The 26,159-nt window shown below is 62.6% G+C and carries 23 protein-coding genes; 9 read left to right on the top strand and 14 right to left on the bottom strand.

Annotation, left to right across the window (positions count from 1 at the left end):
* Window positions 1-201 precede the first annotated feature (201 nt).
* From MWN76_RS15455 to MWN76_RS15465, 3 genes are all read left to right on the top strand, one after another.
* A complete protein-coding gene (locus MWN76_RS15455; protein ID WP_250462733.1) occupies window positions 202-1,356 on the top strand; it encodes a sigma-70 family RNA polymerase sigma factor in 1,155 nt (384 codons plus the stop codon).
* Between the two features lie 129 nt (window positions 1,357-1,485).
* Complete coding sequence (locus tag MWN76_RS15460; protein ID WP_250462735.1) at window positions 1,486-2,031, top strand: acyloxyacyl hydrolase; 546 nt, start codon at window positions 1,486-1,488, stop codon at window positions 2,029-2,031.
* A gap of 167 nt (window positions 2,032-2,198) precedes the next feature.
* Window positions 2,199-3,236, top strand: coding sequence for a glycosyltransferase family 4 protein (locus MWN76_RS15465; protein WP_250462737.1), 1,038 nt, complete (start codon window positions 2,199-2,201; stop codon window positions 3,234-3,236).
* Between the two features lie 121 nt (window positions 3,237-3,357).
* On the opposite strand, the gene MWN76_RS15470 is transcribed toward MWN76_RS15465, so the two are convergent.
* Window positions 3,358-4,461: a glycosyltransferase gene (locus MWN76_RS15470; protein ID WP_250462741.1), complete on the bottom strand. Its 1,104-nt coding sequence runs from the start codon at window positions 4,459-4,461 to the stop codon at window positions 3,358-3,360.
* A gap of 254 nt (window positions 4,462-4,715) precedes the next feature.
* On the opposite strand from MWN76_RS15470, the gene MWN76_RS15475 reads away from it, so the two are divergent.
* Both MWN76_RS15475 and MWN76_RS15480 read left to right on the top strand, forming a co-directional pair.
* Window positions 4,716-5,615, top strand: a complete 900-nt coding sequence (locus MWN76_RS15475; RefSeq protein ID WP_250462744.1) for a TraB/GumN family protein — start codon at window positions 4,716-4,718, stop codon at window positions 5,613-5,615.
* Window positions 5,616-5,691: 76 nt separating this feature from the next.
* On the top strand, window positions 5,692-6,972 hold the full coding sequence (locus tag MWN76_RS15480; RefSeq protein WP_250462747.1) for an OprO/OprP family phosphate-selective porin: 1,281 nt from the start codon (window positions 5,692-5,694) through the stop codon (window positions 6,970-6,972).
* Between the two features lie 37 nt (window positions 6,973-7,009).
* On the opposite strand, the gene MWN76_RS15485 is transcribed toward MWN76_RS15480, so the two are convergent.
* Window positions 7,010-10,597 (bottom strand): indolepyruvate ferredoxin oxidoreductase family protein, encoded by a 3,588-nt coding sequence (locus tag MWN76_RS15485; RefSeq protein ID WP_250462751.1) that lies wholly within the window; start codon window positions 10,595-10,597, stop codon window positions 7,010-7,012.
* Window positions 10,598-11,022: 425 nt separating this feature from the next.
* On the opposite strand from MWN76_RS15485, the gene MWN76_RS15490 reads away from it, so the two are divergent.
* Complete coding sequence (locus MWN76_RS15490) at window positions 11,023-11,493, top strand: Lrp/AsnC family transcriptional regulator (protein WP_250462755.1); 471 nt, start codon at window positions 11,023-11,025, stop codon at window positions 11,491-11,493.
* A 105-nt stretch (window positions 11,494-11,598) separates the two neighbouring features.
* Here the strand turns inward: MWN76_RS15490 and MWN76_RS15495 are convergent, their stop codons facing one another.
* Window positions 11,599-12,111 carry a shikimate kinase gene (locus tag MWN76_RS15495; RefSeq protein ID WP_250462758.1) on the bottom strand — a complete coding sequence of 171 codons (513 nt, stop codon included), beginning with the start codon at window positions 12,109-12,111 and terminating at the stop codon, window positions 11,599-11,601.
* A gap of 66 nt (window positions 12,112-12,177) precedes the next feature.
* Complete coding sequence (locus MWN76_RS15500) at window positions 12,178-12,900, bottom strand: acyltransferase (protein WP_250462760.1); 723 nt, start codon at window positions 12,898-12,900, stop codon at window positions 12,178-12,180.
* A 90-nt stretch (window positions 12,901-12,990) separates the two neighbouring features.
* Between MWN76_RS15500 and MWN76_RS15505 the strand changes: the two genes are divergently transcribed.
* Window positions 12,991-13,611, top strand: coding sequence for a class I SAM-dependent methyltransferase (locus MWN76_RS15505; RefSeq protein ID WP_250462764.1), 621 nt, complete (start codon window positions 12,991-12,993; stop codon window positions 13,609-13,611).
* A gap of 68 nt (window positions 13,612-13,679) precedes the next feature.
* Here MWN76_RS15505 and MWN76_RS15510 read toward each other — a convergent pair whose 3' ends face one another.
* The 10 genes from MWN76_RS15510 to MWN76_RS15555 all read right to left on the bottom strand — a co-directional run bounded on the left by MWN76_RS15510 (window position 13,680) and on the right by MWN76_RS15555 (window position 24,059).
* Entirely contained in the window at window positions 13,680-14,756 is a 1,077-nt protein-coding gene (locus MWN76_RS15510) for a prenyltransferase/squalene oxidase repeat-containing protein (protein ID WP_250462767.1), read from the bottom strand.
* The gene (locus tag MWN76_RS15515) at window positions 14,753-15,523 is read right to left on the bottom strand and encodes a class I SAM-dependent methyltransferase (protein WP_250462770.1); all 771 of its coding nucleotides are present in this window, start codon (window positions 15,521-15,523) and stop codon (window positions 14,753-14,755) included. The genes MWN76_RS15510 and MWN76_RS15515 overlap by 4 nt, the downstream gene beginning before the upstream one ends.
* A complete protein-coding gene (locus tag MWN76_RS15520) occupies window positions 15,523-16,875 on the bottom strand; it encodes a glycosyltransferase family 4 protein (protein ID WP_250462773.1) in 1,353 nt (450 codons plus the stop codon). Before MWN76_RS15520 ends, MWN76_RS15515 begins: the two co-directional genes overlap by 1 nt.
* A gap of 192 nt (window positions 16,876-17,067) precedes the next feature.
* Window positions 17,068-17,907, bottom strand: a complete 840-nt coding sequence (locus tag MWN76_RS15525; protein WP_250462776.1) for an OmpW/AlkL family protein — start codon at window positions 17,905-17,907, stop codon at window positions 17,068-17,070.
* Between the two features lie 323 nt (window positions 17,908-18,230).
* A complete protein-coding gene (locus tag MWN76_RS15530) occupies window positions 18,231-19,616 on the bottom strand; it encodes a glutamine synthetase family protein (RefSeq protein WP_250462781.1) in 1,386 nt (461 codons plus the stop codon).
* A gap of 261 nt (window positions 19,617-19,877) precedes the next feature.
* Window positions 19,878-21,227 carry an aspartate aminotransferase family protein gene (locus MWN76_RS15535; protein ID WP_250462785.1) on the bottom strand — a complete coding sequence of 450 codons (1,350 nt, stop codon included), beginning with the start codon at window positions 21,225-21,227 and terminating at the stop codon, window positions 19,878-19,880.
* A 240-nt stretch (window positions 21,228-21,467) separates the two neighbouring features.
* Window positions 21,468-21,776 carry a DUF6122 family protein gene (locus MWN76_RS15540; RefSeq protein WP_250462788.1) on the bottom strand — a complete coding sequence of 103 codons (309 nt, stop codon included), beginning with the start codon at window positions 21,774-21,776 and terminating at the stop codon, window positions 21,468-21,470.
* Between the two features lie 12 nt (window positions 21,777-21,788).
* The gene (locus MWN76_RS15545; RefSeq protein WP_250462791.1) at window positions 21,789-22,460 is read right to left on the bottom strand and encodes a GntR family transcriptional regulator; all 672 of its coding nucleotides are present in this window, start codon (window positions 22,458-22,460) and stop codon (window positions 21,789-21,791) included.
* A 7-nt stretch (window positions 22,461-22,467) separates the two neighbouring features.
* Window positions 22,468-23,574, bottom strand: a complete 1,107-nt coding sequence (locus MWN76_RS15550) for a hypothetical protein (RefSeq protein ID WP_250462795.1) — start codon at window positions 23,572-23,574, stop codon at window positions 22,468-22,470.
* Between the two features lie 44 nt (window positions 23,575-23,618).
* Window positions 23,619-24,059, bottom strand: coding sequence for a VOC family protein (locus MWN76_RS15555; protein WP_250462798.1), 441 nt, complete (start codon window positions 24,057-24,059; stop codon window positions 23,619-23,621).
* A gap of 77 nt (window positions 24,060-24,136) precedes the next feature.
* Between MWN76_RS15555 and MWN76_RS15560 the strand changes: the two genes are divergently transcribed.
* A complete protein-coding gene (locus MWN76_RS15560) occupies window positions 24,137-25,300 on the top strand; it encodes an aminotransferase class V-fold PLP-dependent enzyme (RefSeq protein WP_250462802.1) in 1,164 nt (387 codons plus the stop codon).
* An 87-nt stretch (window positions 25,301-25,387) separates the two neighbouring features.
* Window positions 25,388-26,095, top strand: a complete 708-nt coding sequence (locus MWN76_RS15565; RefSeq protein WP_250462805.1) for an SIMPL domain-containing protein — start codon at window positions 25,388-25,390, stop codon at window positions 26,093-26,095.
* Window positions 26,096-26,159: the final 64 nt, after the last annotated feature.

Raw genomic sequence — 26,159 nt, forward strand, 5'->3', positions numbered from 1 at the left:
GCAGCGGCATTCCCCCTCAAAACGGCGCCCACTTAATTCAGCATAGAAAAGCCGTATTTTTTCGCTACCGGCGAAAACCCCCGGGTCATGATTATTCCGGCGCAAATTTCCACATTTCATCTATATTCAAAAATGAAACACACGCCAGTGGCCACCGATGGCCGCGGGCGCGGTAATCCAGCCAACAGAAGGTGTACGCACTTGTCCCGAGAACACATCTACTCAAGGGATGAAGCATGGCTGAAGGAAACAGGCGAACCACTCACCGGCGACATTCCCACCGAGGAAGCTGCCGGTGCAGTACAACCCACCGAAACCGAGGCAGATAACGCCGACACGTCGGCTGCCGACGAAAACGCCTCGGATACCGGCAGCACGCCGATGCAGAGCTACCTGCGGCATCTGTACCGGCTGGAACTGCTGACTCCAGAGGAGGAAAACACCACCACCTGCCTGCTGCGGGAGCTGGAGGACAAACTGATTGCACTGCTGCAGAAACGCGGGGTCGAACTGGTGCAACTGCGCAGCGAGGGCGTGGAGCAACGCGGTAGCACCGGCGCCTACGATCACGGCCTGATCATCGCCCAAGCCGAACAACTGCTCGCCTCCGGGCAATTGCCCAAACGCGATCGCAGCGCACTGCAGAGCCTGTTGCGGCGCTTCCGCGCCAGCCGCAAGAAGCTGATCCAGTGCAACCTGCGCCTGGTGATCGCCATCGCCAAGCGTTTCCGCAACCCGGCGGTGCCGTTTATCGACCTGATACAGGAAGGCAACGTCGGCCTGATGAAGGCCATCGAGCGCTTCAAACCACAGATGGGCTACCGCTTTTCCACCTATGCCTACTGGTGGATACAGCAGGAGATACAGCTGGCACTGCGGCGCAACGACGACCTGGTGCGCCAGCCCGCCAATGTGCAGGACGACCTGCGCGCGATCTACCGCGCCATCGCCGAGGTGCGCTCCGACGGCCTGTCGGCATCGGACGAAAACCTGGCCAGGCATACCGGGCTGGAGCTGGAGCGCATCCAGAGCCTGCTCAAACTGCCCGGCCCCACCGGCTCACTCGACGACCCGGTGGCGGACGACCAGAGCAGCACGCGGCTGGACTACGCGCCGGCGGACGAGCTCTACAACACCGATGAGCTGGTCACCAACCAGGAACTCGCCCAGCGACTGCGCGAGGCGGTGGCCCGACTGCCCCTGCGGCAGCGCACGGTGCTCAACCTGCGCTACGGGCTGGCCTCCGACCGCGACTGCTCCTTCCGCGTGATCGGCGAGCAACTGGGATTGAGCCAGGAGCGCGCGCGCCAGCTGCACTCGGATGCACTGCGACAACTGAAGCGCCAGTGGCGCTGACGGTGGGAAAACCGGTCACTGCGCCGCCGCTGCCCGGCGGCGGGGGCGCAGTGAGGGTAAATTGATATTGAACTTTCCGCAGGGCGCACTAGGCTTACCCGTTGATTTTGATGGATAAGCGAAAATTCGATGCACCGACTGCTCGCCACCGCGCTGCTCTGCGGTACTTTTGCGATACCCGCCCGCGCGGAACAGGAGCTGATCCTGAGTGCCGGTAAAGGTCTCAGCGACATACTGATTCAAAAGGATTCCATTGCCGGCTCCGAGATGTACGGCGTCAACTACGCTTATCGCTTCGCCGAATACCCCATGTCCCACGGGCTCTGGCAATGGTGGGCACAGGGCAGCTACTCCCATCTGTCTATCGATTACCGGGGGCGCGGCCAGAACCAGGACATCTTCGAGCTGAAGCCGGTACTGCGCTGGTATCCCGGCCAGCGGGCCAGCGGCCTGTTTGCCGAAGCGGGCGTCGGTGCCGCCTACCTGTCGGAGAAAAACTTCGGCCAGATCGAACTCACCACCCACGGCAACTTTGCCCTGCACTTCGCCGCCGGTTACCGGTTGCGCAGTGGCTGTGCCGTGTCAGTGCGCTACAGCCACTTCTCCAACGCCTACACCAACACACCCAACCCCGGGTTCGATTTCGGCTCCATCAACTGGCATTTCAGTTTCTGAACAATCGCCGCTGTGCCCGCGACGGAATGCGGCACAAAAAATCGACAACTCGCCAGCGTCACACAAAGATCAAACTCCTGTAACAAATCCCCCACACAATGGCCCACATAACAACCTGGGCTACTCGCGACCGACTCGCGCGCCCTCCCCGACCGAAGTGCAAAAATATGATCCGGAATATTTGCCACCTGGTCGCCAGCCGCGAGCACGGCAGCCTGGAAAAACACGTGGCCGACCTCTCGCGCTGGCAGGCCCACAATACCGATGCGAAGGTCTCGGTGATTGCCCACCCCCGCTACCGGCAGACGCTGGATGAAGCGGTTGGCTTCATCCCCCTGAACACCGATCGCAGCCGCCTGCACCCCACCCTGGTCTGGCGCCTGGCGAACCAAATCCGCGCCGGCGGCTTCCAGATCACCCACGGCCACGGCAGTAAATCCGCACAGTTGCTGGCGGCGGTGCAGAAATACACCGACAGCCCGCAGGTGATCACCCGCCACAATGTCCGCCATCCGCGGGACAAGCTGGCCAGTGCCTTCGACGCGCGCATCGCCGTGAGCCACAGTGCCGTGGCCAATTCGCGCCTGTCCTGGAATGTCATCCCCAACGGCGTCGATATTCCCGCGCCAGCGGCGGTTTCCCCCGGAATCCACCTGGACACCATCCCCACCGTCCTGGTGGCGACACGACTGGTCAAGCAGGCGGGAATCGACCAGTTGCTGCGGGCGCTGGCGCAATTGGCGGGTACGGAGCTGATCGTGCTCGGCGACGGGCCGGAGCGGGACAATCTGGAGCGGCTCAGCCGCGAACTGGACGTTCACCAGCGGGTGAACTTCGTCGGCGACACGGGCAAGGCGGGTACGTTCATGCGCGCAACCGACCTGCTGGTGCTGCCCTGCCGCAACGAGGGCGCTCCCTACACGCTGGTGGAAGCGCTGCTGCAACGCTGTGCTGTGGTCTCCAACCGTGCCGGCAATGCCGAGGACTACCTGCCGGCGGATTACCTGCTCGACAGCCTGGAACCCGGGCACCTGGCGGAAAAACTGCGCCGCGCCCTGGCGGACAGGAAACAGCTGCAAAGTGACTTCGCCCCGGTATTCGAGCGCGCACAGCGGGAACTGACACTGGACAAGATGGCGCGAGCGACCTGGCAGGTCTACACCGACCTGTTCAGCGACCAGCGACCGGTGCCAGCGGCCCACTAGTGGTCCATGCGGAAAGTTTGGTGACTAAGGAGCACAGCCAAAGTGGTCAGATCAAGCTTTCTCAACGCAGAGCTGGGCGCTTTGACGACGCGAACAGTTACACAACTTTCCGCATGGACCACTAGGCCAGCTGGCACAGCTCGTCGTAAAGCGCCAGGGTCTGCGCGGCGGTATCCTCGAGGCTGAAACCGGCAAAATCGATCGGCTGCGGCCGCTCCAGTATCTCCAGGCTGGTCTCTGCCAGCGCCTCCACACTACCCCGCTCCACCAGCCCCTGGGGAAAACACCGCTCCAGCACTTCGCCCGGGCCGCCGTCCCGGTAGGCCACGGCCGGGCAGTTCATCGCCAGCGCCTCGGCGACGATGCGCCCGGCGGGCTCGGGATGCGCCGACAGGTGATAGCAGATACGGGAACTGGCGTAGAGCTCGCGCATATCGCGGCGCTCGCCGAGGAACAACACTTTCTCCTGGAGCCCCAGATCCAGCGCCAAACGCTCCAGCCCGCGCGCATATTTCTCCCCGCCGCGGCCGGCACTGCCCACCACCAGGCCAAAGACATCGTCGCGCCGGCGCGCAATCGACGCCAGCATCTCGAGGAAGGTCCGCTGCCCCTGGTCCGGCGCCAGCGCCGCCGGCATCAACAGCCAGTGCCTGCCCTCCAGTTGCGGGTAGTCGTTGAGCAATCGCAACTGCCAGTGACCGGAAACCGGTGCCTGGCGATCGAACTCCCGCGTATTCACACCGCGCGGAATCACCCGCGGCGGCGCGTTCAGTTTCCGGGCAAAGTTCTTCTGCAGGTCGTCCGCCACCCACTGGGAAACGGCGATGACCCGCTCGCCCGAGGCCACGGCCCCGCCGTAAACGCCGCGCGAATCGAGCCCGTGTACCGCGGTTACCAGTCGCGGCCGATCACCCTCCGGCATGCCCTTCCAGGCGAGCCGGGCGATCCACGCCGGCATCGGCGAGCGCACCTGCACCACATCCGGCCGCAGTTCCAACAGCGTGCGGCGCAGGCGGCCGACCAGGCGCAGCGACCAGAGAGACTTGCGGTGCAGCGGCATCTGGATATGCCGGCTGCCGCGCAGCGTCAGCCGCGATACCAGTTCCCCCCCGTTGGAAATCACGATGGATTCGTGCCCCAGGCGCACCAGCTCCTGGGCCAGCTCCAGAGTCCCGCGCGCCGGCTCATCGCCACCCATCTCGGGTATTATTTGTACAATCCGCATCTTTCCCTACTGCTAACTGGTACCGACTGGTTATTTTGTTCGATTGTGACATTTTTTCCGCGCAGCGGACCACAAGTTTGCCGGGGTCAGCGAGCTTTGCCGGCGCCGCGCCGGAAAAAAACCAACGGCGCCACCGCGTCGACAGCGGGGATGTGAATCGGCGCACATCGGTCAGGCTTTGGTAGCGTGCTACCATGGCGTTTCATCGCACCCGGTCCCCATAAAACCCGGGCTCCATAAAAAAGGGACATCCCATGCCACAGCCGAGTTTCCACAGACTTCTGCAATTCCTGCTCGCGTCACTGCTGCTCTGCGCGGCCACACTGGCCAACGCCGCCGACGACCGGGGCATATTCTGGCTGGCCGAGAAAGGCGGTCGCCAGATCCACCTGCTGGGCTCGGTGCACCTGGCGACACCCGACTTCTACCCGCTGCGGGAAGCGATCAACGAAGCCTATCGCCAGAGCGACGCGCTGGCGGTGGAAGCCGATGTACTGGCCGCGCAGGGCGATATGGCACTGCAACAACAGATCATGCAGGAGTCCCTCTACCGCGGCGACCGCAGCCTCAAGGACGATATCTCCACCGACGTCTACGCCAAGCTGCAGCAGTGGATGCAGAAGCGGAAGATCCCCGAGCCGATGTTTATCCGCCAGCGCCCGGCGATCGCCATGGTCACCATGGGTATGGTGGAGATGCAGGCCCGCGGCCTGGACCCGAACCTGGGTATCGACCGCCACTTCCTGCAACAGGCGAAAAAAGAGGACAAGCCCATCGTCGAGCTCGAGGGGGTACTGCCGCAATTGCGGATGTTGAACGGCTTGGAAAACCCCGACCTGCTGCTGCAGCAGACCCTGGAAGAATTACAGGAAATCGAATCCTTCATCCCGAAAATGACCGACGCCTGGAAATCCGGCGACGGCGATGCACTCTACCGGCTGATCATCGCCGACGGTCTCGCCGAACACCCGGAGTACGCGCCGCTTTACGAGGCGCTGTTCTTCGAGCGCAACGCCAACATGGCGGAGAAAATCGGCGAGGCCAGCAAAGAGCACGAATCGCTGTTTGTGATCGTCGGCGCCGGCCACCTGGTGGGAGACAAAAGCGTGTTGAAGAAACTGGAAAAACAGGGTTTTGAGCTACAACAGCTCTGAAGTTCGCCGGGACTGCTAGAATTCGGATGCACGCCGGACTGCCGCCGGTGCGCATCCGGACTACAGGGAGGTATCTGTGAAACATTGCCGTCACGGCATCTGCGTTCTTGTCGGCGCAGTATTGTTCAACACCGCCAGCGCCGACCAGGCCGAAACCAGGGGCGACCTGGAAATCACTTCGGACGACGGAAACTTCTCCGCCAAAATCGGCGGCCGCATCCATTTCGACACCTACCTGTTCGACCCGGATATCGAGGATCCGGTCAGCACCACCGAATTCCGGCGCGCGCGCATCAGCCTGTCCGGCAAGGCCTGGGGCTGGAAATACAAGCTGGAACAGGATTTTGCCGCCGGCGATACGCTGTCCGGCTTCCGCGATGCCTATATCGCCCACGACTTTTTCGGCGGCACCGTCAAGATCGGTTCCTTCAAGCCGTACCGCTCCATGGACGAGATGACCAGTTCCAACGAACTCACGGTCATGGAGCGCTCCTTCTCCAGCGGCTCCGGCATCTACGACGGCCGGCAGCGGCAACAGGGGATCGGCTGGCACGATGTATGGAACTGCACCACCTTCGGCCTGATGGGCTTCAACACCCGCGATCCCGCCGGTCCGCGCAACGAGGGCGTGGGCGCCGCCGGGCGCTTTACCTGGGCACCGATCGACGACGACCTCAGCACCGTGCATTTCGGCATCTCCGCCAGCCACGAAAACCCCAACCGGGATTCCGATGAACTGGAGGCCACCGCCGACTACGCCGGCCGCCGCGGCCCCACCCAGTTGATTGCACTGACGCCCGGCGACCGGTCGTTGTTCTTCGGCGACTACGGCGATGAGTTTTTCTATTTCGGCGACGACGGCGGTGACGTCAATATCGCGGGCCTGGAACTGGCGGGCACCTACGGCCCCCTCTACGCCCAGGCGGAATACGCCTACGCGGAGTACGACGGCGATTACAGTATCTCGGAAGCGGTTTTTGAAGACTGGTTCGACGCCCCGCCCGGTTTCGACTGCGATCCCTTCTTCGGCTGTTTTATCGGCGACCAGGATGTGCACACCTGGTACATCATGGGCAGTTGGATGATCACCGGCGAGCACAAGCCCTACGACCTGAAAAAAGGCGCGTTCGAATCCGCCAAACCGCGCAGCGACTGGGGCGCCTGGGAGCTGACCGCACGCTACGACACCATCGAGAACCGGGACATTCCCAACCTGGAAGCCAACAGCACCATCATCGGCGTCAACTACTACCACAACCCGCAGGTACGCTTTATGGTCAACCTGGTGTTCGGCGACGACGAGTTTACCGGCGACGAGACCAAACAGTTGGCGATACGCGCGCAGATGAGCTGGTAAAGCGGACAACTCTGCCGGCAGGGCATCTACACTCCATTCACCCCACCTGCTGCGCCCGGGCCGGATCGAATACCTTGACTTTTTGCGCGGCGTCCTCGATGTCCGCACGCGGGTTCTCGAAGCGCAACTGCGCTGCCTCGCGCTGCTGCCTGGCCTTCTCCAGGCTGGCTTCCTTGATCTGGCCGTAGCCGCGGATAGCATCGGGATAACTCAGCAGCTCGATGGCGGCGGCGTGGTTTTCGGCGTTCAGCTCGCCGATCACCCGGTCCACCAGCCGCTCGTACTCGCCGATCAGGGCGCGCTCCATTTTGCGTTCAGCGGTGTAACCGAAGAGATCGAACGGCGTACCGCGCAGCCCTTTCAGTTTGGCCAGCAACCCGAAAGCCCGGTACATCCAGCCGCCGAACTTGAGTTTGCGCGGGCGACCCAGGGCCTTGTCGAAAGGCGCAATCAGCGGCGGCGCCATATTGAATTCCAACTCAAAGTCGCCGGCGAAATTCTCCTTCAGCGCATCGGCGAAACGGCCGTCGGTGTACAGGCGCGCAACTTCGTACTCGTCTTTGTAGGCCAGCAGTTTGGCGTAGTGGCGCGCGACCACTTCCGCCAGTGCCTCGCTGCCGGGCACCTTCAGGATCTCCGCATCCTTGATCCGATCCACCAGCGCGCGGTAGCGCTCCGCCAGTGCGGTATTCTGGTAGCCGGTCAGGTGCTCGACGCGGTGCGCGACCACCTCTTCCAGCCCCCGGGGCAATGTCGGTTCGTCGCGGCTTTCGCTCAGCAGCGCGTCCAGCGCCGCGCGGTCGGCGGCGGCCAGGCGCCCGGCGGCAAAGCCCTGCAGGTTGGCCTCGACGGCGACACCGTTCAGTTCGATCGCCTGCAGCAGCGACTCCTGCCCCAGTGGCAGCAGGCCCTTCTGCCAGGCGAAACCGAGCATAAAGATATTGGCCGCCAGCGTATCGCCCAGTGCGGCGCTGGTGAGCTTGTGGCCCTCCACCGCGTCCAGCGCCTTGACGGTATCGCTCAGCGTATCCAGGATCGCCTGCGGCGAGTGGCTGTCCTCGCGGCCCAGTACCGAAGCCGCGGTGGGGCTCAAGTGGGTGTTCACCACTGCGCGGCTGTGGGTCTCATCCAGCTTGGCCAGGCAGGCGGCCAGGTTGCCGGCGGCGATCAGGTCGCAGGCCATCAGCGCGTCGGCACGGCCATCGGAAATGCGCACCGCCTGCAGCGCCTCCGGCTCCGCGGCAAAGCGCACATGGGAGTAGACCGCCCCGCCCTTCTGCGCGAGGCCGGTCTGGTCCAGGGTACTGCTCGCCTTATCCTCGATATGGGCGGCCATCGCCAGCAGCGCGCCGATGGTGACCACGCCGGTGCCGCCGACACCGGTCACCAGCAGGTTGAAGGGTTCGTCCAGTTGCGGCAATTCCGGCAGTGGCAGCTTGGCCGCCTCGGTGCGCAGCACATCGCCGACACCGGCGCGCTTGGCCAGTTTGCCGCCTTTTACCGTGACGAAAGACGGGCAGAAGCCGTTGACGCAGGACATGTCCTGGTTACAGCTGGTCTGGTTGATGCGGCGCTTGTCGCCCAGCGCGGTATCGACTTTCTCTACCGCGATACAGCTGGATTGCTGCACGCAGTCGCCGCAACCCTCGCACACCAGGTCGTTGATAAACGGGCGCCCTTCCGCTTTCGGCAGCAGGCCGCGCTTGCGCTTGCGGCGCAGCTCCGTGGCGCAGGTCTGGTCGTAGATAATGACGGTGCAGCCCTGTGTCTCGCGCAGCTCCCGCATCACCACGGGCATGTGGTCGCGGTGGCGGATCTGCACCTGCTCGGGGAAGGTCAGCGCCCCCTTGTACTTGTCGGTGTCGTCCATCACCAGCACGACTTTCTCCACGCCCTCCGCCAGTACCTGGCGGCAGATCATATCCGGGTGCAGTTCGCCGTCGTGGGGCTGGCCGCCGGTCATGGCGACGGCGTCGTTGAACAGGATCTTGTAGGTGATATTGACCTTCGCGGCAACGGACGCGCGGATGGCGAGAATGCCGGAGTGGAAGTAGGTACCGTCACCGAGGTTGACGAATACGTGCTGCTCACTGGTGAACGGCGCCTGACCGACCCAGTTGACGCCCTCGGCGCCCATCTGGGTAAAGGTGTAGGTCTCGCGGTCGAGCCACTGGGCCATGTAGTGACAGCCGATACCGGCCAGCGCGCGGCTGCCCTCTGGCACCTTGGTGGAACGGTTGTGGGGACAGCCGGCGCAGAACATCGGCAGGCGCGACACGCTGGAACCGGCCTGCTGGGAGATACGTTCCGCCAGCTTGTCCAGCCGCACCAGGCGGTGTTTCGCCCGCTCGCCCAGCTGTGAGCCGGCGTGGGTTTTGTCCGACAGCACCTTGCCCAGCACCTGCGCCACCACGGCCGGCGACAGCTCGCCGTACATCGGCATCAGCGGCCGATCGTTCTCGTCCACCTTGCCCAGGATGCGCGGGAAATGCGGATCTTTCAGGTGCACGTTGTACAGTTCTTCTTTCAACTGCACTTCCATCAGGCTGCGCTTTTCCTCCAGTACCAGCAGGTAGTCGAGGCCGCGCGCAAATTCCTGGATACCGGGGACATCCAGCGGGTAGGTCATGCCCACCTTGAGAATGCGGATACCCAGGTCCTTCGCCTGTTGCTCGTCGATGCCCATATCCTCCAGGGCCTGCATCAGGTCCAGGTGGGCCTTGCCGGTGCTGACGATGCCCAGGCTTGCATCCGGGTTCTCCAGCACCACTTTGTTCAGTTTGTTGGCGCGGGCAAAGGCCAGCGCTGCCGGGCGCTTGTAGCGCCACAGGCGCTCTTCCTGTTCCAGCGGGTTGTCCTGCTTGCGGATGTTCAGGCCGCCCTCGGGGCGCTCCACATCCGGATAGGTGAACTGCACCCTCTCCGGGTCCACTTCGACGGTGGAGGAGCTGTCCATATTCTCCGCCAGCGTGATCATCGCTACCCAGCAGCCGCTGAAGCGCGACAATTCCAGGCCGTAGTGGCCGTAGTCCAGCACCTCCTGTACCGTGGCGGGGTTCAACACCGGGATATGCATGTCCACGAAGGCGAATTCGGACTGGCCGGGGTAGGAGGAGGATTTGCAGCCGTGGTCGTCGCCGGCGATGATCAGCGCCCCGCCGTTGGGCGAGGAGCCGGCGGCATTGGCGTGGCGGAAGGCGTCGCCGGAGCGGTCGACACCCGGCGTCTTGCCGTACCAGATGCCACAGACGCCATCCACGTCGGCGCCGTCGAACAGGCCTACCTGCTGGGAACCCCAGACGGAAGTGGCTGCCAGCTCTTCGTTGACGCCGGGCACGAAACGGATGTTGTACTCGTCGAGGTGTTTTTGCGCGCGGGCCAGTTGCTGGTCGTAGCCACCCAGGGGGGAACCGCGGTAGCCAGAGATGAATGTGGCGGTATTGAGGCCGCGCTCCCGGTCCATGCGCATCTGGTCAATCGGCAGGCGCACCAGGGCCTGGATGCCGGACAACAGTACACGCCCTTTCAGGGTCGTGTAACGATCGTCCAGGGAGACCTGCCTGGTCGGGCTTTCCACTGAGGGCTGTGGTGCCGCGGGCTGCGGGCTGCTGACTGCTTCACTCATACGCCTACTTCCGGTTATCTCTCTAGTGGGCCGCTCGCAAAGTTAGGTAACAGTTCGCTTCGCCAAATCGTCCAGCTCTGCGTTGAGAAAGCTTGAAATAACGCTGCTATTCCAGCGCTTTCTCGCCTTGACCTGAACGATTTGGCTGTGCTCCTTTGTTACCGAACTTTACAAGCGGCCCACTAGTGTGTACTAGGGCTTTTTGGCCATTATTGTTCCGGCTTCACTGCCACCTGTCGCCGCCGGTTCTGGCCCCGCTTGCCGCGGAAATGGCGGGCAAACACAAAAAACGGCGAATCAGCGACGAACTGGTCAGGTCATACTAGTGCGTTAAGCGCAATAGAACATTGCTTTATTAACGCAAATGTGCGTAAAATTATGACAGCCATCTCGACTAGAACAAATTTTGTAGGATAGGAGTTTATATGAAGCGTTCGACAGACCTGGACGATTTTGACCGCAAGATTCTGCGAGCGCTGCAGGAGAACGCCGATTATTCCATGGCGGAACTCGGAGACAAAGTGGGTCTTTCCCACACGCCCTGCTGGCGCCGAATCAAACGCCTCGAAGCCGAGGGCATCATCCGTGGGCGCGTGACCCTGCTCGACCCCCGGAAACTCGACCTAGGAGTCACAGTATACTGCTATGTCACCATCCAAAACCACGACGAGGACTCGCTGAACAGTTTTGAGTCATCCGTGCAGGATGTGCAGGAAGTCGTGGAATGCTACTCCACCAGTGGCGACAAGGACTATGTGTTGCGCGTGGTGGTGGACAGCGTGGAGCACTACGAGCAACTGCTGAAGCGCACCCTGGTACACCTGCCGAACGTGGCTTCGGTCAACTCTACCTTTGCGTTGAAGCAGGTCAAGTATACGACCCAGTTGCCGCTATAGGTTCGGGACTCGGGACTCGGGACTCGGAACTCGGAACTCGGAACTCGGAACTTCAGCAGGGTGCGCCGTGCGCACCGGCCGAACAGGAATACCGAGGTCGGATGTTCAGGCCAGGGTCTGCAGCTCTTCCAGCAGCCGATCCAGCACCTGCTGCATATCCTTACCGTCGCAATCCACGGTGATATCCGCATACTGTCGGTACAGCGCCTGGCGCTCCTCGAACAGCGCGGCAAAGCTCTGACCCGGTGCCTTGGCGATGCCGCGGCTTTCGTAATTGTTAATGCGGCGGCGCAGTTCCGCCGCGGAGCAGTTCAGGAATACCACGGGCCCGAAACGGCGCAGGTTGGCCATGCCCTCCTCGCTGTAGACCACACTGCCGCCGGTGGCGATCACATGGCTGGGCAACTCGGCATCGGCAATCACCTCGCCCTCGATACGGCGCAGGTTGAGGTAATCGCTCTCATTCATGATTTCCTGGAGCGTCCTGCCCTCGCGGGACTGGATCAACAGGTCGGTATCGACGAAATCCAGCGCCAGCTCCTTGGCCAGCAGAACCCCCAGCGTACTCTTGCCGGCACCCGGCATCCCGATCAGGACAACACTTCTCTTTTTTTTCATTCTTCAAAACCAACTGCAGCAATCGGCGCGGGCGCACAGACAGAGAGACGCCCCCGATATCATTGATCAATCTCCCCGGCGGGGGAACAACAGCGAGCGCAACCAACCGCGGAGACTGTTGCCCTCCAGCAGCATCCTGTCCAGCTCGTCCATATTGTGCGCCTGGCGGAAGGCGTCGGCAAACAGCACCTCGCGGGTGATCATGCGGCGCCGGGGTTCGATCTTCTTGATCTCCCGCGCCGGGTTGCCGGCCACCACGGTATTGGCCGCTACATCCGCCGTCACCACACTGCCGGCGCCCACCACCGAGTTGTCGCCAATGGAGACCCCCTTGCAGATGATCGCGCTATCGCCGATCCACACATTGTCGCCCAGCTGCACCGGCCGGGTACAGCGGAACGGCCGCGCTCGATTGTACAGGCCGTGCCAGTCCGAATCCGAGATATAGACATTGGCGGCAATCATACAGGCGTTGCCGATGGTGATGGATTCCTCCGCTGAGATACGCACACCGGGCGAAATCAACACATAATCGCCGATAGTGATGCCCGCCTCCTTGCCCCGGTGGCCGAGAGTGGTCAGGCGGATACAGTTGTCCGGTGTGGAAATCAGGTGCGGATAATCACCCAGGCGGATTTTGCGCCCGAACACATGCACGGAACCGGGATCCATGATTTCCGGTTCACTGCCGACGGCGTCGAACTGCGGCAACAGAAAATGGCGCGCCCGCCAGTGGCGGAAGCGAAGCTGCCAGTGTTTCAGCCAATAGGGACGGTGGTCTCTGCGCATTTTTTAACTCTGTTTTCAATCGGCAGCCAATTGCTTTTGCCCATGCGCCGGTTTACTGTTGCCGCAGTAAAAAAACCAGAAGACGAAAGTATGTCCATCAAGCTGCCTATCGATATCCGCGCCATCAAAGGCTTTCTCGCTTCCAGCGAGGGCGCCGCCCTGCACCACCTGGCGGCGGAGGCCAGTGCACTGGGCGCCTGCCTGGAAGTAGGCAGCTACTGCGGCAAATCCACCATCTATATCGCCTCTGCCTGCAAACTGGTGGACGGAATCGTTTTTGCCGTAGATCACCACCGCGGCTCCGAGGAGCACCAGCCGGGAGAGGAGTACCACGATCCGGAGTTGTTCGATGAGCACGCCCGGCTGATGGACAGCTTCCGCACTTTTCGCCGCAATATCCGCACGGCACAACTCGAAGACTGGGTAGTGCCGCTGGTGGCGTCTTCCGCGATTGCCGCCCGCCACTGGAATACGCCACTGGGGCTGGTCTTTATCGACGGCGGCCACTCCCTGGAAGCGGCGATGACCGATTACCGCTGCTGGGCGCGGCACATCGTGCCCGGCGGCTATCTCGCCATTCACGATATTTTCCCGGACCCGGCCGACGGCGGCCAGGCCCCCTACGATATTTATAAACTGGCACTGGCCTCGGGGCAGTTCGAGCTGGTCGAGATGGTCGACACCCTCGGTATCCTGCGCAGGATCTGCTGAGGATACACAGTCAAGGACTTCGGCTCGGGGAGGGAGCCACTGCCCCTGCTTCACAGACGTTGCCGCCGTCAGCCCAGCGCCACCCGCGCCGGCTCCGGCAACAGCCGCACCGAGGTAAACAGGTCGCTCGCCGGTGTCAGCTTTGCCAGCGCGTCCGCTGCCAGCAACATGGCCCCGACGGTCCAGGTGGTTTTTTCCTCTGGCCAGATGGCGCTGTCGCGGTAGACATAACCGGTCCAGTAACCGCCGTCGGTATCCTGCCAACGGTGCAGGCCGCGATACAGTTCCTCCGCGCGGGAACGCTCTCCCGCCGCCAGCAGCGCCATGGTCAGCTCGCAGGATTCGGCCACCGTGACCCAGGGCTCGTCGTTGACACAGCGACAGCCGAGCCCCGCCACGACAAACTCATCCCACTTCTGCTGCAGCCGCGCCCGGGCGGCGGCACCGGAGAAAACACCGCCCAACACCGGGTAGAACCAGTCCATCGAAAAGCGCGCCTTGCTCTCCCAGGTGCGGTCGAAGCGCTGCGGCATTTCCTGCAGGGCACACCCCAGCGCCGCCCGGGCAGAGACCCACTGCGGCCGCGGTTGGCCGAGGCTGTGGGCGATATTGACGGCGCACTCGAGGCTTTTGTAAATCGACGAGCAGCCGGTGATCAGCGCGTCCTGCCTGGCGCGCCCCCGCTCGTCGACGGCCCAGTGGATATCGCCGTGCCCGGTCTGCAACGCCAGCACGAATTCCACAGCCCGCTCCACCGTCGGCCAGAATGCCCGCAAAAAGCTGTCGTCCCCGGTAATCCGATAGTGATGCCAGATTCCCGTAGCGATATAGGCGACGAAATTGGTCTCACGCCGCTCCCCGTTGTGCACGCTTCCATCCCGGTAGGCCGCCCACCAGCTGCCGTCCCCGAGTTGTACGCCGGCCAGCCATCGGTAGGCTTTTTCCGCCGCCGCATATTCGCCGGCGATACTGAGCCCCATGGCGGCCTCCACATGGTCCCAGGGGTCGGCATAGCCGCCGTCAAACCAGGGAATGGAGCCGTCCGGCCGTTGCCGGCCGAGAATGTAGCGGGCGCTGTCACAGACAAAATCCGCCGGCAACAGCGCGTCGGCAGTCGCCTTCGGCAAAGCGGCCGGGTTGTTCACGCGGCGCCCTCCCCTGCGGTGAAAACATCGATGCTCTCGTTTGCCGGCAGTGCACTGCCGGTCGCCGGCTTGACGAAATAGAGCACGACGCTCTTGCCCAGTATCGGGTTCAGTATTTTTTCCAGCAGCCGGGTAAACAGCGGGCGCTGCATCAGGTCCCACACCAGCAGGCGGTGGTAGGCGGCCAGCAGGCGCGAGTCGGGCCTGTTCCAGAGCAGGCACTTCAACCACCAGAAAGGCGCGTGCAGCGCGTGGGCCCGGTGGCGGGCGAAGTAGTGGTGGCCCAGCTTTTCGATACGCGACCGCAACTGTCGCTCGCGGAAAATCCGGATATGGCCACCTTCCACATTGTGATATTCAGTGCTGAGTTTCCAGCATACCCACTCGGGAAAATACGCCGGTACACTGGCCGCAAAAATCCCCGCCGGCTTCACTACGCGGTCGATCTCTGCCAGTACGCCGCTGTAGTCGTGGATATGCTCCAGTACTTCCGAGCAGATCACCACATCGAAGGTATCGTCCGCAAACGGCAACTGCAGGCCATCGCCGACGCCCAGCAACAGGCGACCGGGGCTCTGTGTATCCTCGACAAATGGCTGCGCGCGCTCGCGGGCGGTGCGGACATCGTCGAAATCCAGGTCCATGCCGACCACCTCGACAGTTTCCGAGGCCAGCAGGTGAATTGCGTGGCGCCCCTCACCGCATCCCAGGTCCAGCACTTTCTGGCCCGGTCGCAGGTTCAACAGCTGCGGGTCGACGGTAATCATCAGGCGGCCTCCGCGTCCCGCCCGCCGCCGGACGGGTTGGCTGCGGCCCGGGCCGGGCGGAGACGGGAGCTTCCCGGTTCCTCCCCGAGAATCCGGCGGTAGTAAGCCACCAGGCGATCCGCCGCCAGGCGCCAGGAAAAATGCCTTTCGATGCGCGCGCGCCCTTTTTCTCCCAGGGCAGTGCAGCGGGGTTCATCTGCCAGCAGTTCCGCCAGCGCGTGCGCCAGGGCCCCGCTGTTTCCGGCCGGCACTACCACGCCGGCGTCTCCCACCACTTCCGGCAGGGCACCGCCGTCGCTGGAAATTACCGGCACGCCGCAGGCCATGGCCTCGCCGGCGGGCAGGCCAAATCCCTCGTACAGCGACGGGCAGACCACCACCGCGGCACTCGCGTAGTATTCGGCCATTTCGCGGTTGGAGACCCCGGACACGAATCGCACCGCGCCCTGCAGTTGCAACTGGCGCAACAACTGCTCGGTAGCACCGCCCTCCCGCAGCTGCCCCACCACCAGCAATTCGAGATGCGGGTGCTGTTCGCGCAATTCCGCCAGTGCATGCAGCAGGAAGCGCAACCCTTTCAACGGCTGGTCCGCCGAGGCGGTGGTCATGATCCGCAGTGGCCGCCGCTCGATATGCGGCTGCGGCTGGAATATTTCCGTGTCGATACCGTTGTAGACCAGTTCTATCTGCTCCGGCGCCACGCCAAACTGCTCGATAATATCCCGCTCGGATTGCCGGGAAACGGTCACGATATGGCGCAGCCGGCGCGCCACTTTGATCTGCATGCGCAGGAAACTGTGCCAGCGGCGCACCAGAAGGCGATAGCGCCAGTCCGGCGCCGCGTCCAGGGCCAGCTGGCGATCGCGGGTGATCGGGTGATGAATGGTGGCCACTATCGGCAGGCCGTTTTTTTCGACATCCAGCAGGCCGTAACACAGCGATTGGTTGTCGTGCACGATATCGTATCGCTGCCCATGCCGGCGCAGGTATTTCGCCACACGCCGGCCGAAGGTGTAGGGTTCGGCGAAACCGCCGGTCAGTTTGCTCCACCACTCGAAAAAGTCGGTCCACGACAACAGGTGCCGCGGGCGCAGCGCACGCGTGGGAGACTCGGTATCAAACAGGTTGAGCCCGGGCATTTCGATCAGTTTGACGCGGGAATCCAGTTCGGGATAAGGCTGGCCGGAGACCACATCCACGCGGTGCCCGGCCTCGACCAGTGCCTTGCTCAGGTAGTACAGGTAAACCCCCTGCCCGCCACAGTAGGGATGGCTGCGGTAGCCCAGCAGGCAGATCTTCAGCGGACGCGAATTCTCGGATGGACCGTCTGTACAATGCTCCAGGGCGGTCATGGCTTCCCTTACGTTGTTTTACTGCGGGTGGAGCGAAGAATACACCGGCGAGGAAATGACTGCTAGGTAGAATCGGTCCACATCACTGGCAAAGTCGCGCGGCCCGCCGGGAGCTTGCCGGGAATCCATAAACACAAGGCAGGCGACCGGCAGCGCTGCCGACCGCCTGCAAAAGCGCGAACCATTGGCTGATCAGAAACTGAACTTGTACCCCACACCCAGATTGAAAATCCAGGGATCCAGGTCCATGTCGTCACGGATACGCACCGGCAGCACGGCCGGCTCTCCGAAGCCCGGCGGTTGTGTGGCGGTATCAAATCCCATATGGAGTTCCGGGCTGGCATCCACATACATTGCGGAAGCGTTCACCTGCCAGGCGCTCTTGGGACCGAAATTGAAATCCACGCCGATCTGCGCCGTCCAGCTGAAGTCACTGCCGAAGCGCAACAGGCCAAAATCCCCATCCGGGTCGTCGAATACCGGGCGCAGGAAATCCTCTTCGATATCCACGTAACTGACACCGATACCGGCATAGGGCTGGATCAGGCAGTTGGTATCCAGCGGATACCAGTTCACGAACAGGCTGGTGGTGTAGGTATCGAAGTCGCCGATGCCCTCGGAGAAGTCACCGATAAAGGTCCGGCCGGAGTAGGCATCGGAGTAGAGGTCGGCCTCCAGGCTCGCATCGTTGGAGTGATAGAGTTCAAGCCCCCAGTGATCCATTGCCATCCAGGCAAAGCTGACATACCAGGTGGTGTCGTCATCCAGGTCGACATCGACCCCCACGTCCACCGGCACCCCTTCAACGACGTCCTCTGTAGATGGATCATCTGCAACGAAGGATTGCACCCCGGAAAAAACATCGTCATCGGGATCTACATAGGAGGCACCTATGCGAACCATGATGGCGCCGGCGCTGTAGTCGGCCGGAGGCTGCATCGGGTAACCGGAAGGGCCGGCGAGAACCGGCTGTGCGGCGAGGCCCGCGCAACCCGCCAGAGCCAGGGGAATGAGGAGGGGCTTCAGTCTCATGGGGTAACTCCTTTTAATGCCAAATAGCTCCTTCGCCGCAGTTGCGGTTAGTTCCAGTATAGGCGGGGTTTTTCAACCTGCAGTATGGGTTGCCTCAATGCCGGGGATTTTGGGGAAAGATATTCCGACAGAATTTCAGTGGGCAAAAAAAATGCCCGCCAGATGGCGGGCCAGTTTTCTCGAACACACTTTCAGGAGGAGAGTATTAAGCGCACTGGACGCTTAATCTAGGTATAGCAAAGGTTTGCCCCCCGCACCGGCGCTGTCGCCAAAGCCATTCATCGGCCGTCGCATGTCGCGCCGCCCTCCCCCAGTGGCCGGTCTCACACGCGGTGCAGGTAACTCTGGTATTCGATGTCGGTTACCCGCGCATCGATCTCCGCGAGCTCCTGTCTTTTCAATAATAGAAACAGTTCTACAAAGCGCGGGTCCAGATAGGTCGGCCAGATAGGGCTCTGCTCGAAGTGGCACAGCGCACTGTTCCAGTGGTTGACCAGTTTGGCGCTCTCTACCTGATAGGCATCCCCCTCCACCGGTGCGGGGGCCTCGAGTTTTTTCTCGATGCCGTGGCAGACACCGGCGAGGATCGCCGCCAGTACCAGGTAGGGGTTGACGTCGGCACCGGCGATGCGGTGTTCGATGCGCCGGGCCTCGGGGCTGCTGGCTGGTACCCGCAGGGTGGTGGTGCGGTTGTCGTAGCCCCAGCAGAGGTTCAGTGGCGCATGGGAGCTTTCCTGAAAGCGTCGGTAGGAGTTGCTGTGCGGCGCAAAAAAGGCCATGGCGTCATTGGCGGTGGCCAGCATGCCGGCGGCGGCCTGTCGCAGCAGCCCGGAACCGGTATCGGTGCCGTCGTCGAAGACGTTTTTACCATCGTCACCGAGCAGGCTCAGGTGCACGTGCATGCCATTGCCGGCCTGGTCCCCGAAGGGCTTGGCCATGGTGGAGACACGGTAGCCGTGGCTGCGCGCAACCCCTTTCAGCAGGCGCTTGAACAGCAGCGTCTGGTCGGCGACTTTGACCGCGTCGGCGCTGTGCAGCAGGTTGATTTCAAACTGCCCCGGGGCGCACTCGGAGAGCACCGAGTCGGCCGGGATCCCCTGTTCTTCGCAGGCGGCGCGCACGTCGGCGAAGAAGTGTCGCTGCGCATCCAGTTCCGCCAGGTCGTAGACGTCGGTGGATGGAACCAATTCGGCGTCATTGTCGCTGACCGGTCGCGGCCGCGACAGGTGGTCGGCGTCCTCGCGCAGCAGGTAGAACTCCAGTTCGGTGGCACAGACGGCGGTGTAACCCAGCTCTTTGAGCCGCGCCACCACCCGCTGCAGCTGGGTGCGCGGATCCGCGTAGAGGGGGGAGCCGTCGGCCTCGTGCAGTTGCATATGCAGTTGCGCGGTCGGCTCGCGGTGCCAGGGTGCCAGGCAGATGGGCGAAACCGGCAGGCAGACGCCGTCGCTGTCGCCGCTGGCAAATACTAGTGGGCTGTTCTCGATATCCCGCCCCCAGACATCCAGGCTGGCGGCACTGCGCGGCATCTGCAGTGCACCTTTCAACAGCTTTTCAGCGGAGTCCGCCGGCAGCCACTTGCCGCGGGGGATGCCGTTGATATCGAACATGAAGCCCTCGACCCATTTCAGGTCGGGGTGCTCGCGCAGGAACTGCTGCGATTGTTCCAGCAGTTCCGGTTGCGGGGTGAATTCTTTTTCTTGCGACATAAATTGCCTTTGAGCGGGCTTTTCCCTGTGCCAATAAGATGATTCTGTGGCGGTCCCACTGCCGGGGGCGGTTTGCAGGACACGCTGTGAATACATCCATGTACGCTCGTAATCGACATCCCTGTCTCATACGGTCCCGCAAACCGCCCCCGGCAGCAGGACCCTCGCATCAAGCTTCGATATTCTTTTGGACTGGGGCCGTAGGGTGCGCCGAGCGCACTGGCTCAAGTCCCGAGCCCCGAGCCCCGAGCCCCGACAAGCTTAAGCCATCGCCTTCGCCGTGTCGTCCAGTGCGCGATGCGCCTTATCCACCAGCTCGTCCACCTGCGCGGTGGTCAGGATCAGCGGCGGCGCGATGATCATGGTGTCACCTGTGGCGCGCATCACCAGGCCGTGCTTGATGCTCATATCGCGGCAGACGGCGCCCGCGGTGCAGTCTTCGTCGAAACGCGCGCGACTGCCCTTGTCCTTGACCAGCTCCAGCGCACCGACGAGCCCCAGGCTGCGGGCCTCGCCCACGATCGGGTGGTCGCCCAGTTCCGCCCAGCGTTTGGCCAGGTAAGGCGCGGTTTTGTCGCGCACGTTTTCGATGATTTTCTCATTGCGCAGGATGTTGATCGTCGCCAGGCCGGCCATACAGGCGGCCGGGTGCGCCGAGTATGTGTAGCCGTGGGTGAACTCGCCGCCCTTGGCCTTGATCACTTCCGCCACGCGGTCGCTGACCATTGTGCCGCCCAGCGGGAAGTAGCCGTTGGTCACCGCCTTGGCAAAGGTCATCAGGTCCGGCTTCATGCCGTAGTAGTCGGCACCGAACCACTCGCCGGTGCGGCCGAAGCCGAAGATCACTTCGTCCATCACCAGCAGGATATCGTACTGGTCCAGAACCTTCTTTACTTCCGGCCAGTAGGTTTCCGGCGGGATGATCACACCGCCGGCGCCCTGGATAGGCTCGGCGATAAACGCGGCCACTTTTTCCGGGCCCAGCTGCTGGATTTTTTCGTCCAGCGCGCGCGCTGCCTGCACGCCGAATTCTTCCGGAGACTGGTCGCCGCCTTCCCCGAACCAGTAGGGCTGCTGGATATGCTCGATATAGTCCAGCGACTGGAACTGCTTGTGCATGCCGCTCATGCCGCCGAGGCTGGCACCGCCGATAGTGGAGCCGTGGTAGGCGTTCTTGCGCGAAATGACAACGCGTTTCTCGGGCTGCCCTTTCAGGTCCCAGTAGCGGCGGATGATGCGCAGGTTGGTGTCGTTGGCCTCGCTGCCGGAGCCGGTGAAGAAGACGTTGTTCAGGCCTTCCGGCGTCACTTCCGCCAGCGCATCCGCCAGCTCGATGGACGGCACCGTGGTGCACTGGAAGAAGCTGTTGTAGAACGGCAACGTGTTCAGCTGCTCGTAGATGGCGTCGGAGATTTCCTTGCGGCTGTAGCCCAGGTTGCAACACCAGAGACCGGACATGCCATCGAGCATCTTGTGACCGTCGATATCGGTGATATAGGCCCCCTCGGCACCGGTGATCACCCGCGTGCCCTGCTTGCCCAGGTCGTTGAAGTCGGTAAAGGGGTGCAGCAGGTGTTCGCGGTCGTGTTGTTGCAGTTCGCTCTTGTTCATGTCTCGCTCCTGATAAAACCGCCCGGTCGGGGCGACAACCAAATGTGACTCGCCACCTCCCTGTGGCCCGGCCGGCGGCCAGCCAAAAGCTGCCGATATGCCTCCCGCAAATTTGTGATCACATTTTAGTGCGGGCCGAGCCGATTGTGCAATAGGGGTATCAGGGAGTGTAGGTTGGGTTCCCGGGAACGCGGGGCGCCAGCCCCGCAGGTCTAGCAAGAGGACTACCGCAGGCCGGCATCAGAACCCACAGTCCACCGCATCCAGCAACATATGGGTAACCAGCCCGATCCCCAACCAGCGCACCGGCTTCCACGGCAGGAACATCATGGCACCGTATACGGAGATTGGCAGCATCTTGTGCAGCGGGTGGGTGTTGATACTGCAGCGATTGGGATCGTAGACCGGGTCGGCCCACAGGTGGTCCAAATCCACCAGGTTGGCGGCCAGCATAATCACTGCGGCCTTCTTCCAGTCGTCGCGAAAGAAAAACCAGGCAATGGCTACCGGCACCAGGAAGTGTAAAAAGATATGAATATAGCTGAACATCAATGTAACTCTTTAGAGTAATTCTTCTGCGGAAATCGAGCCCAGGCCCTCTTCGATATCCTGGCGAATAGCGGTTCTGACTTGTGTGGCGACACCGGAGGTGATGGCTTCGAGCAGGTCCCGATGCCGGTCCGGCAACTCCTGTACGCCGAACTTCTGGAACACCAGGTGCTGTAGTGGCGCCGTCTGCAGCCACAGGCTCTCGATCAGCGACAGGATGATATGCGGCCTCCCGAGCCGGTAGAGCGTGAAGTGGAACTCCAGGTTGGCAGTGACATACTCCTCGATATCCTTGTGCGCCAGCGACGCGGTCACCCGGTCGTCGAGGCGGCGCAGTTGCTCCAGCTCGTCGGGGCCGACGAACGGCAGAGCCTGTTCCGCCGCCTGGCACTCCAGCGCCACCCGCGCCGCGCAGATCTCGGCGAGCTTTTCCGGCGTCATCGTGGGCACCGTCACGCGGCGGGTATCCGACAGCTCCAGCGCGCGCTCGGAAGTCAGGCGCCGCAGTGCTTCGCGCACCGGCATCGGGCTGCAATCCAACTCCGCCGCCAGGCCGCGGATAGTGATCGCGTGACCGGGCAGGAATTTGCCGCGCAGTATCGCGTCGCGCACCTGGTAGTAGACCCGCTCCTGGGTAGTGCGGTACTCCTCCTGGGGAGCACTGAATTCCGGCGATGTCTTCATGAACACCTCACGCGGCAGCCACCCGCGGCAGTTTGTGCAACACATCGTCGGCCGCCACCTCGATCAGGTGATCGGCGATGCTGCCAGCCTGCCACATCTCGTGGAAATCCTCCGCCACGCGACGGCTCATATCCACCACGGTATTCCAGTATTTCAGCCGCTCGTTGTTGTCGAGCTTGTAGAAATCGTTGCGGTCGGGGATCTTGCCGTAGGGCAGGCTGGCGACAAAGCCCGGTGACGGCGCCAGCAGCAGCGTATTCTGCAGCGCGCCGCCGCGTACCCAGCGCCAGCTCAGGCTCTTGTCGAACCAGCCGGGCACCATGTAGGGGAAGAAATGCGGATAGAGCGCCAGCCCCCGCGGGTGCTCGAACAGCAGGTCGAAGTGGTAATCGGTGATACCGCCGTCGCGATAGTTGCCGGCGGGCGCGCCCCGGGGATCCCGGATACCCGCCATCACCAGCGGAATGGAGCCGCTGGCCAGCACCGACGCGCGGACATTCTCCGGCGACAGGCGCGTGTTGACGGTGCTGAGGTTGCGGAAGTTCACCGACGGTCGCTCGCCCGCGTGAAAGACCACCCGGTCCCAGAACACCCGCAGCGAGCGGCGCGACAGCGCATTGGCCAGCGCCGATGCCAGCAGCGCCGGCGCCAGCAGCGTGCGCCGCTCACTGGCCAGCGGTCCGCGGCCGCGCACCGTGACGAAATGGCTCTGCCAGACCGGGCTCTCCGCCACCTGCCGCGCGCCATCGTCGCCCAGCACATCCTTCAGGATGCGTTCGGCGGCGCCGGTAATCTCCGCCGGCGTCGGCCTCGCGGAGGCGTAGGTCTGGTTGATGTAGCCGTATTCCAGCCGCTCCAGGGCCGCGAGGGGATCATCCATCGCGTAACACATATTGCGGAAACTGCCGATGGAGGAACCGACAGACGCAATCGGTTCGCGGCGATCGCGGAAAAACTCCCCCATCAACACCCGGTCGAGCTGGCTGATCACCAGCCATTTGGGGCCACCCGAGGCGCCCACCAGGGTCGAGAACTGCCGCTGGTGCAGCCCCTCCTCGCGAATTCGCTTTGCCGCACCGGCACCTGCCAGCAAGACGCAATTGGATTTTTTCACTGCTGTACTCGAAATCAAATGGGGTTAGCCCCTGCGGGCGCCGGCTACCACTCGCCGGTGTTCTCCATGGACGCCCAGGGCTCCTGGGGCTCCAGTGCCTCCCCTTTCTGCAACAGCTCGATGGAGATGTTGTCCGGCGAGCGCACGAAAGCCATATGGCCGTCGCGCGGCGGACGGTTGATGGTAACGCCCTCGTCCATCAGCCGCTGGCAGGTGGCGTAGATATTATCCACGCGATAGGCCAGATGGCCAAAGTTTCGCCCACCGGTATAGCTTTCCGGGTCCCAGTTATAGGTCAGTTCCAGCATCGGCGCCCTGCTCTCCCGCGCACTGTCCATATCCCCCGGCGCGGCGAGAAACACCAGCGTAAAACGCCCTTTGTCATTTTCCTTGCGGCTGACCTCCTGCAAGCCCAGCTTCTCGCAATAAAACCTCAACGAAGCTTCCAGATCGGCCACGCGGACCATGGTGTGCAGATATTCCACTCGACTATTCCTCGTTTTTGCAACCATCTACAATCGGCGACAACATAGGATATCGCGCATTGAAGCACTAGGATCAAATGTACCAAAAATACTATTCACAATTCCTGCAGGCCCCCAGCGGCGCGCCCTCCTCGATGCTGCATATGGCCTGCCACTCCCACCACTACTGGCCGGACGTGACCCTGGACGCGGTGCAGCAGTACTGGCACGACGCCGCGCAGCTGGCGGACGACAAGTGGGGACCAATTTTTGAACAGAAGATCCCCGCCTGGCAGGCGGCGGTGGCCCGCACCCTGGCATTGCCACAACCCGACCGCATCGCACTGGCGCCCAACACTCACGAGCTGGTCTGCCGCCTGCTCAGCGCCTTCGACCCGGGGAGGCCGCTGCGCATCCTGACCACGGATGGCGAATTCTACAGCTTTGCGCGACAGTTGCAGCGACTGGAGGAACTGGACAACGTCGAGGTCACCCGCATTGCCAAGGAACCCTACGCCACCCTGGCGGAGCGTTTCGAACAGGAACTGCACCGCAACGACTACCAGCTGGCCTACGCCAGCCTGGTATTTTTCGATTCCGGCGTGGTCTTTCCGCAACTGCTGGAGATCGCCGCGTGCAAGCCGGCGCGCACCGAATTCGTCATCGACGGCTACCACGCCTTCTTCGCGCGGCCGCTGGACCTGGGCCCGGTAGCGGACACGGTCTTCTTTACCGCCGGCTCCTACAAATACCTCGGCGCCGGCGAGGGGCTCTGCTTTATGAGCATTCCCAAAGACTGCAACCTGCGCCCGCTGAACACCGGCTGGTTCGCCGAAATGGCCGAACTAGAGGACCGCGCCGACCGCGTCGGCTTTTCCGACAACTGGCTGCGCTTTGCCGGCGCCACCATGGATTACAGCACCCTGTACAAGGGGTTGGCAGTGTTCGGGCTGTTTGAGCGGGAGGGCATTACCGTCGACAGGATTCACGACCATGTACTGGCGGCACAACGGCGCTTCCTGGAGACCATGGATGCCGCCGGCCACCCCCTGCTGAACCGGCAGAACCTGCTTCACCACGACCTGGAAAACGGCCACGGCCACTTTTTCACTTTCGATTGCGGCACCGCGGAAAAATCGGAAATGCTGCAGAAAGCGCTGAAATCCCGCGCGGTTCTCTGCGACCGGCGCCAGCGGCTGTTGCGCCTCGGGTTTGCCATTTACCACGGGGAGAGTGAAACTTATCGGCAGGTGTTTGCCTGATAAAAACAAAGCTCCGCTCAGCTGCCATTCAGATTGTGCGCCTTACCATACGCACACTTATCCAGAAACGACCACAAGGAAAATGTTATGAAGGTTGTAAAGGTCTCTCTCGCCGCACTACTGGCCCTTACCCTCGCCGCCTGCGGGGGTGAGCGCGCCCCCGGAGAGAAAGGCACCCTGGTCTCCATCTCCGCCACCGGTAAAGCCAGCCGCGTGCCGGACACCGCCAATATTTCCGCCGGTGTCGTCACCGAGGCGGAAGACAGCGAGAAGGCGATGCAGGACAACGCCGCGCAGATGGAGAGTCTGATGAAGGCCATCCACAAGGCCGGTATCGACGAAAAAGACGTGCAGACCAGCGGCATCAGCCTGTCGCCGCGCTACCATCACCAGCCCAACAGCAAACCGGAAATCACCGGCTACATCGCCCGCAACACGGTGAGCGTCAAGGTGCGCAAAATCGAAGAACTGGGTGGGGTACTGGATGCCCTGGCCGCTGCCGGCGCCAACCAGATCCACGGCCCCAGCCTGGAGATCGGCGAGCCGGAGCCGGTGATGGCCGAAGCGCGCCAGCAGGCGCTGGAAACGGCGCAGGAACGCGCCGAGACCTATGCCGAGAGCCTGGGCATGAAAGTGCGCCGTATCGTCAGCGTGTCGGAAAACGGCAATATCGGCGGCCCGCGCCCGATGCTGCGCACGGAAATGGCCGCGGCCAGGGCCGACAGCTCCACGCCGGTGGCACCGGGGGAAACAACCATTTCCGTGAACCTGGACCTGGTATTCGAGCTTGAGTAGGGACTCCTGAACCGGGAATTCCTGAACGCAGGCACCCCGAACTGCGGACCGGCCAGCCCCCCGG

Source organism: Microbulbifer litoralis, from assembly GCF_023634065.1.
GTDB lineage: Bacteria > Pseudomonadota > Gammaproteobacteria > Pseudomonadales > Cellvibrionaceae > Microbulbifer > Microbulbifer litoralis.

Bases quoted from the DNA above. Each gene is read 5' to 3' on its own strand.
- MWN76_RS15460 (WP_250462735.1), top strand. From the start codon at position 1,486: ATGCACCGACTGCTCGCCACCGCGCTGCTCTGCGGTACTTTTGCGATA.
- MWN76_RS15465 (WP_250462737.1), top strand. From the start codon at position 2,199: ATGATCCGGAATATTTGCCACCTGGTCGCCAGCCGCGAGCACGGCAGC.
- MWN76_RS15470 (WP_250462741.1), bottom strand. From the start codon at position 4,461: ATGCGGATTGTACAAATAATACCCGAGATGGGTGGCGATGAGCCGGCG.
- MWN76_RS15475 (WP_250462744.1), top strand. From the start codon at position 4,716: ATGCCACAGCCGAGTTTCCACAGACTTCTGCAATTCCTGCTCGCGTCA.
- MWN76_RS15485 (WP_250462751.1), bottom strand. From the start codon at position 10,597: ATGAGTGAAGCAGTCAGCAGCCCGCAGCCCGCGGCACCACAGCCCTCA.
- MWN76_RS15490 (WP_250462755.1), top strand. From the start codon at position 11,023: ATGAAGCGTTCGACAGACCTGGACGATTTTGACCGCAAGATTCTGCGA.
- MWN76_RS15495 (WP_250462758.1), bottom strand. From the start codon at position 12,111: ATGAAAAAAAAGAGAAGTGTTGTCCTGATCGGGATGCCGGGTGCCGGC.
- MWN76_RS15500 (WP_250462760.1), bottom strand. From the start codon at position 12,900: ATGCGCAGAGACCACCGTCCCTATTGGCTGAAACACTGGCAGCTTCGC.
- MWN76_RS15505 (WP_250462764.1), top strand. From the start codon at position 12,991: ATGTCCATCAAGCTGCCTATCGATATCCGCGCCATCAAAGGCTTTCTC.
- MWN76_RS15515 (WP_250462770.1), bottom strand. From the start codon at position 15,523: ATGATTACCGTCGACCCGCAGCTGTTGAACCTGCGACCGGGCCAGAAA.
- MWN76_RS15520 (WP_250462773.1), bottom strand. From the start codon at position 16,875: ATGACCGCCCTGGAGCATTGTACAGACGGTCCATCCGAGAATTCGCGT.
- MWN76_RS15525 (WP_250462776.1), bottom strand. From the start codon at position 17,907: ATGAGACTGAAGCCCCTCCTCATTCCCCTGGCTCTGGCGGGTTGCGCG.
- MWN76_RS15530 (WP_250462781.1), bottom strand. From the start codon at position 19,616: ATGTCGCAAGAAAAAGAATTCACCCCGCAACCGGAACTGCTGGAACAA.
- MWN76_RS15535 (WP_250462785.1), bottom strand. From the start codon at position 21,227: ATGAACAAGAGCGAACTGCAACAACACGACCGCGAACACCTGCTGCAC.
- MWN76_RS15540 (WP_250462788.1), bottom strand. From the start codon at position 21,776: ATGTTCAGCTATATTCATATCTTTTTACACTTCCTGGTGCCGGTAGCC.
- MWN76_RS15545 (WP_250462791.1), bottom strand. From the start codon at position 22,460: ATGAAGACATCGCCGGAATTCAGTGCTCCCCAGGAGGAGTACCGCACT.
- MWN76_RS15560 (WP_250462802.1), top strand. From the start codon at position 24,137: ATGTACCAAAAATACTATTCACAATTCCTGCAGGCCCCCAGCGGCGCG.
- MWN76_RS15565 (WP_250462805.1), top strand. From the start codon at position 25,388: ATGAAGGTTGTAAAGGTCTCTCTCGCCGCACTACTGGCCCTTACCCTC.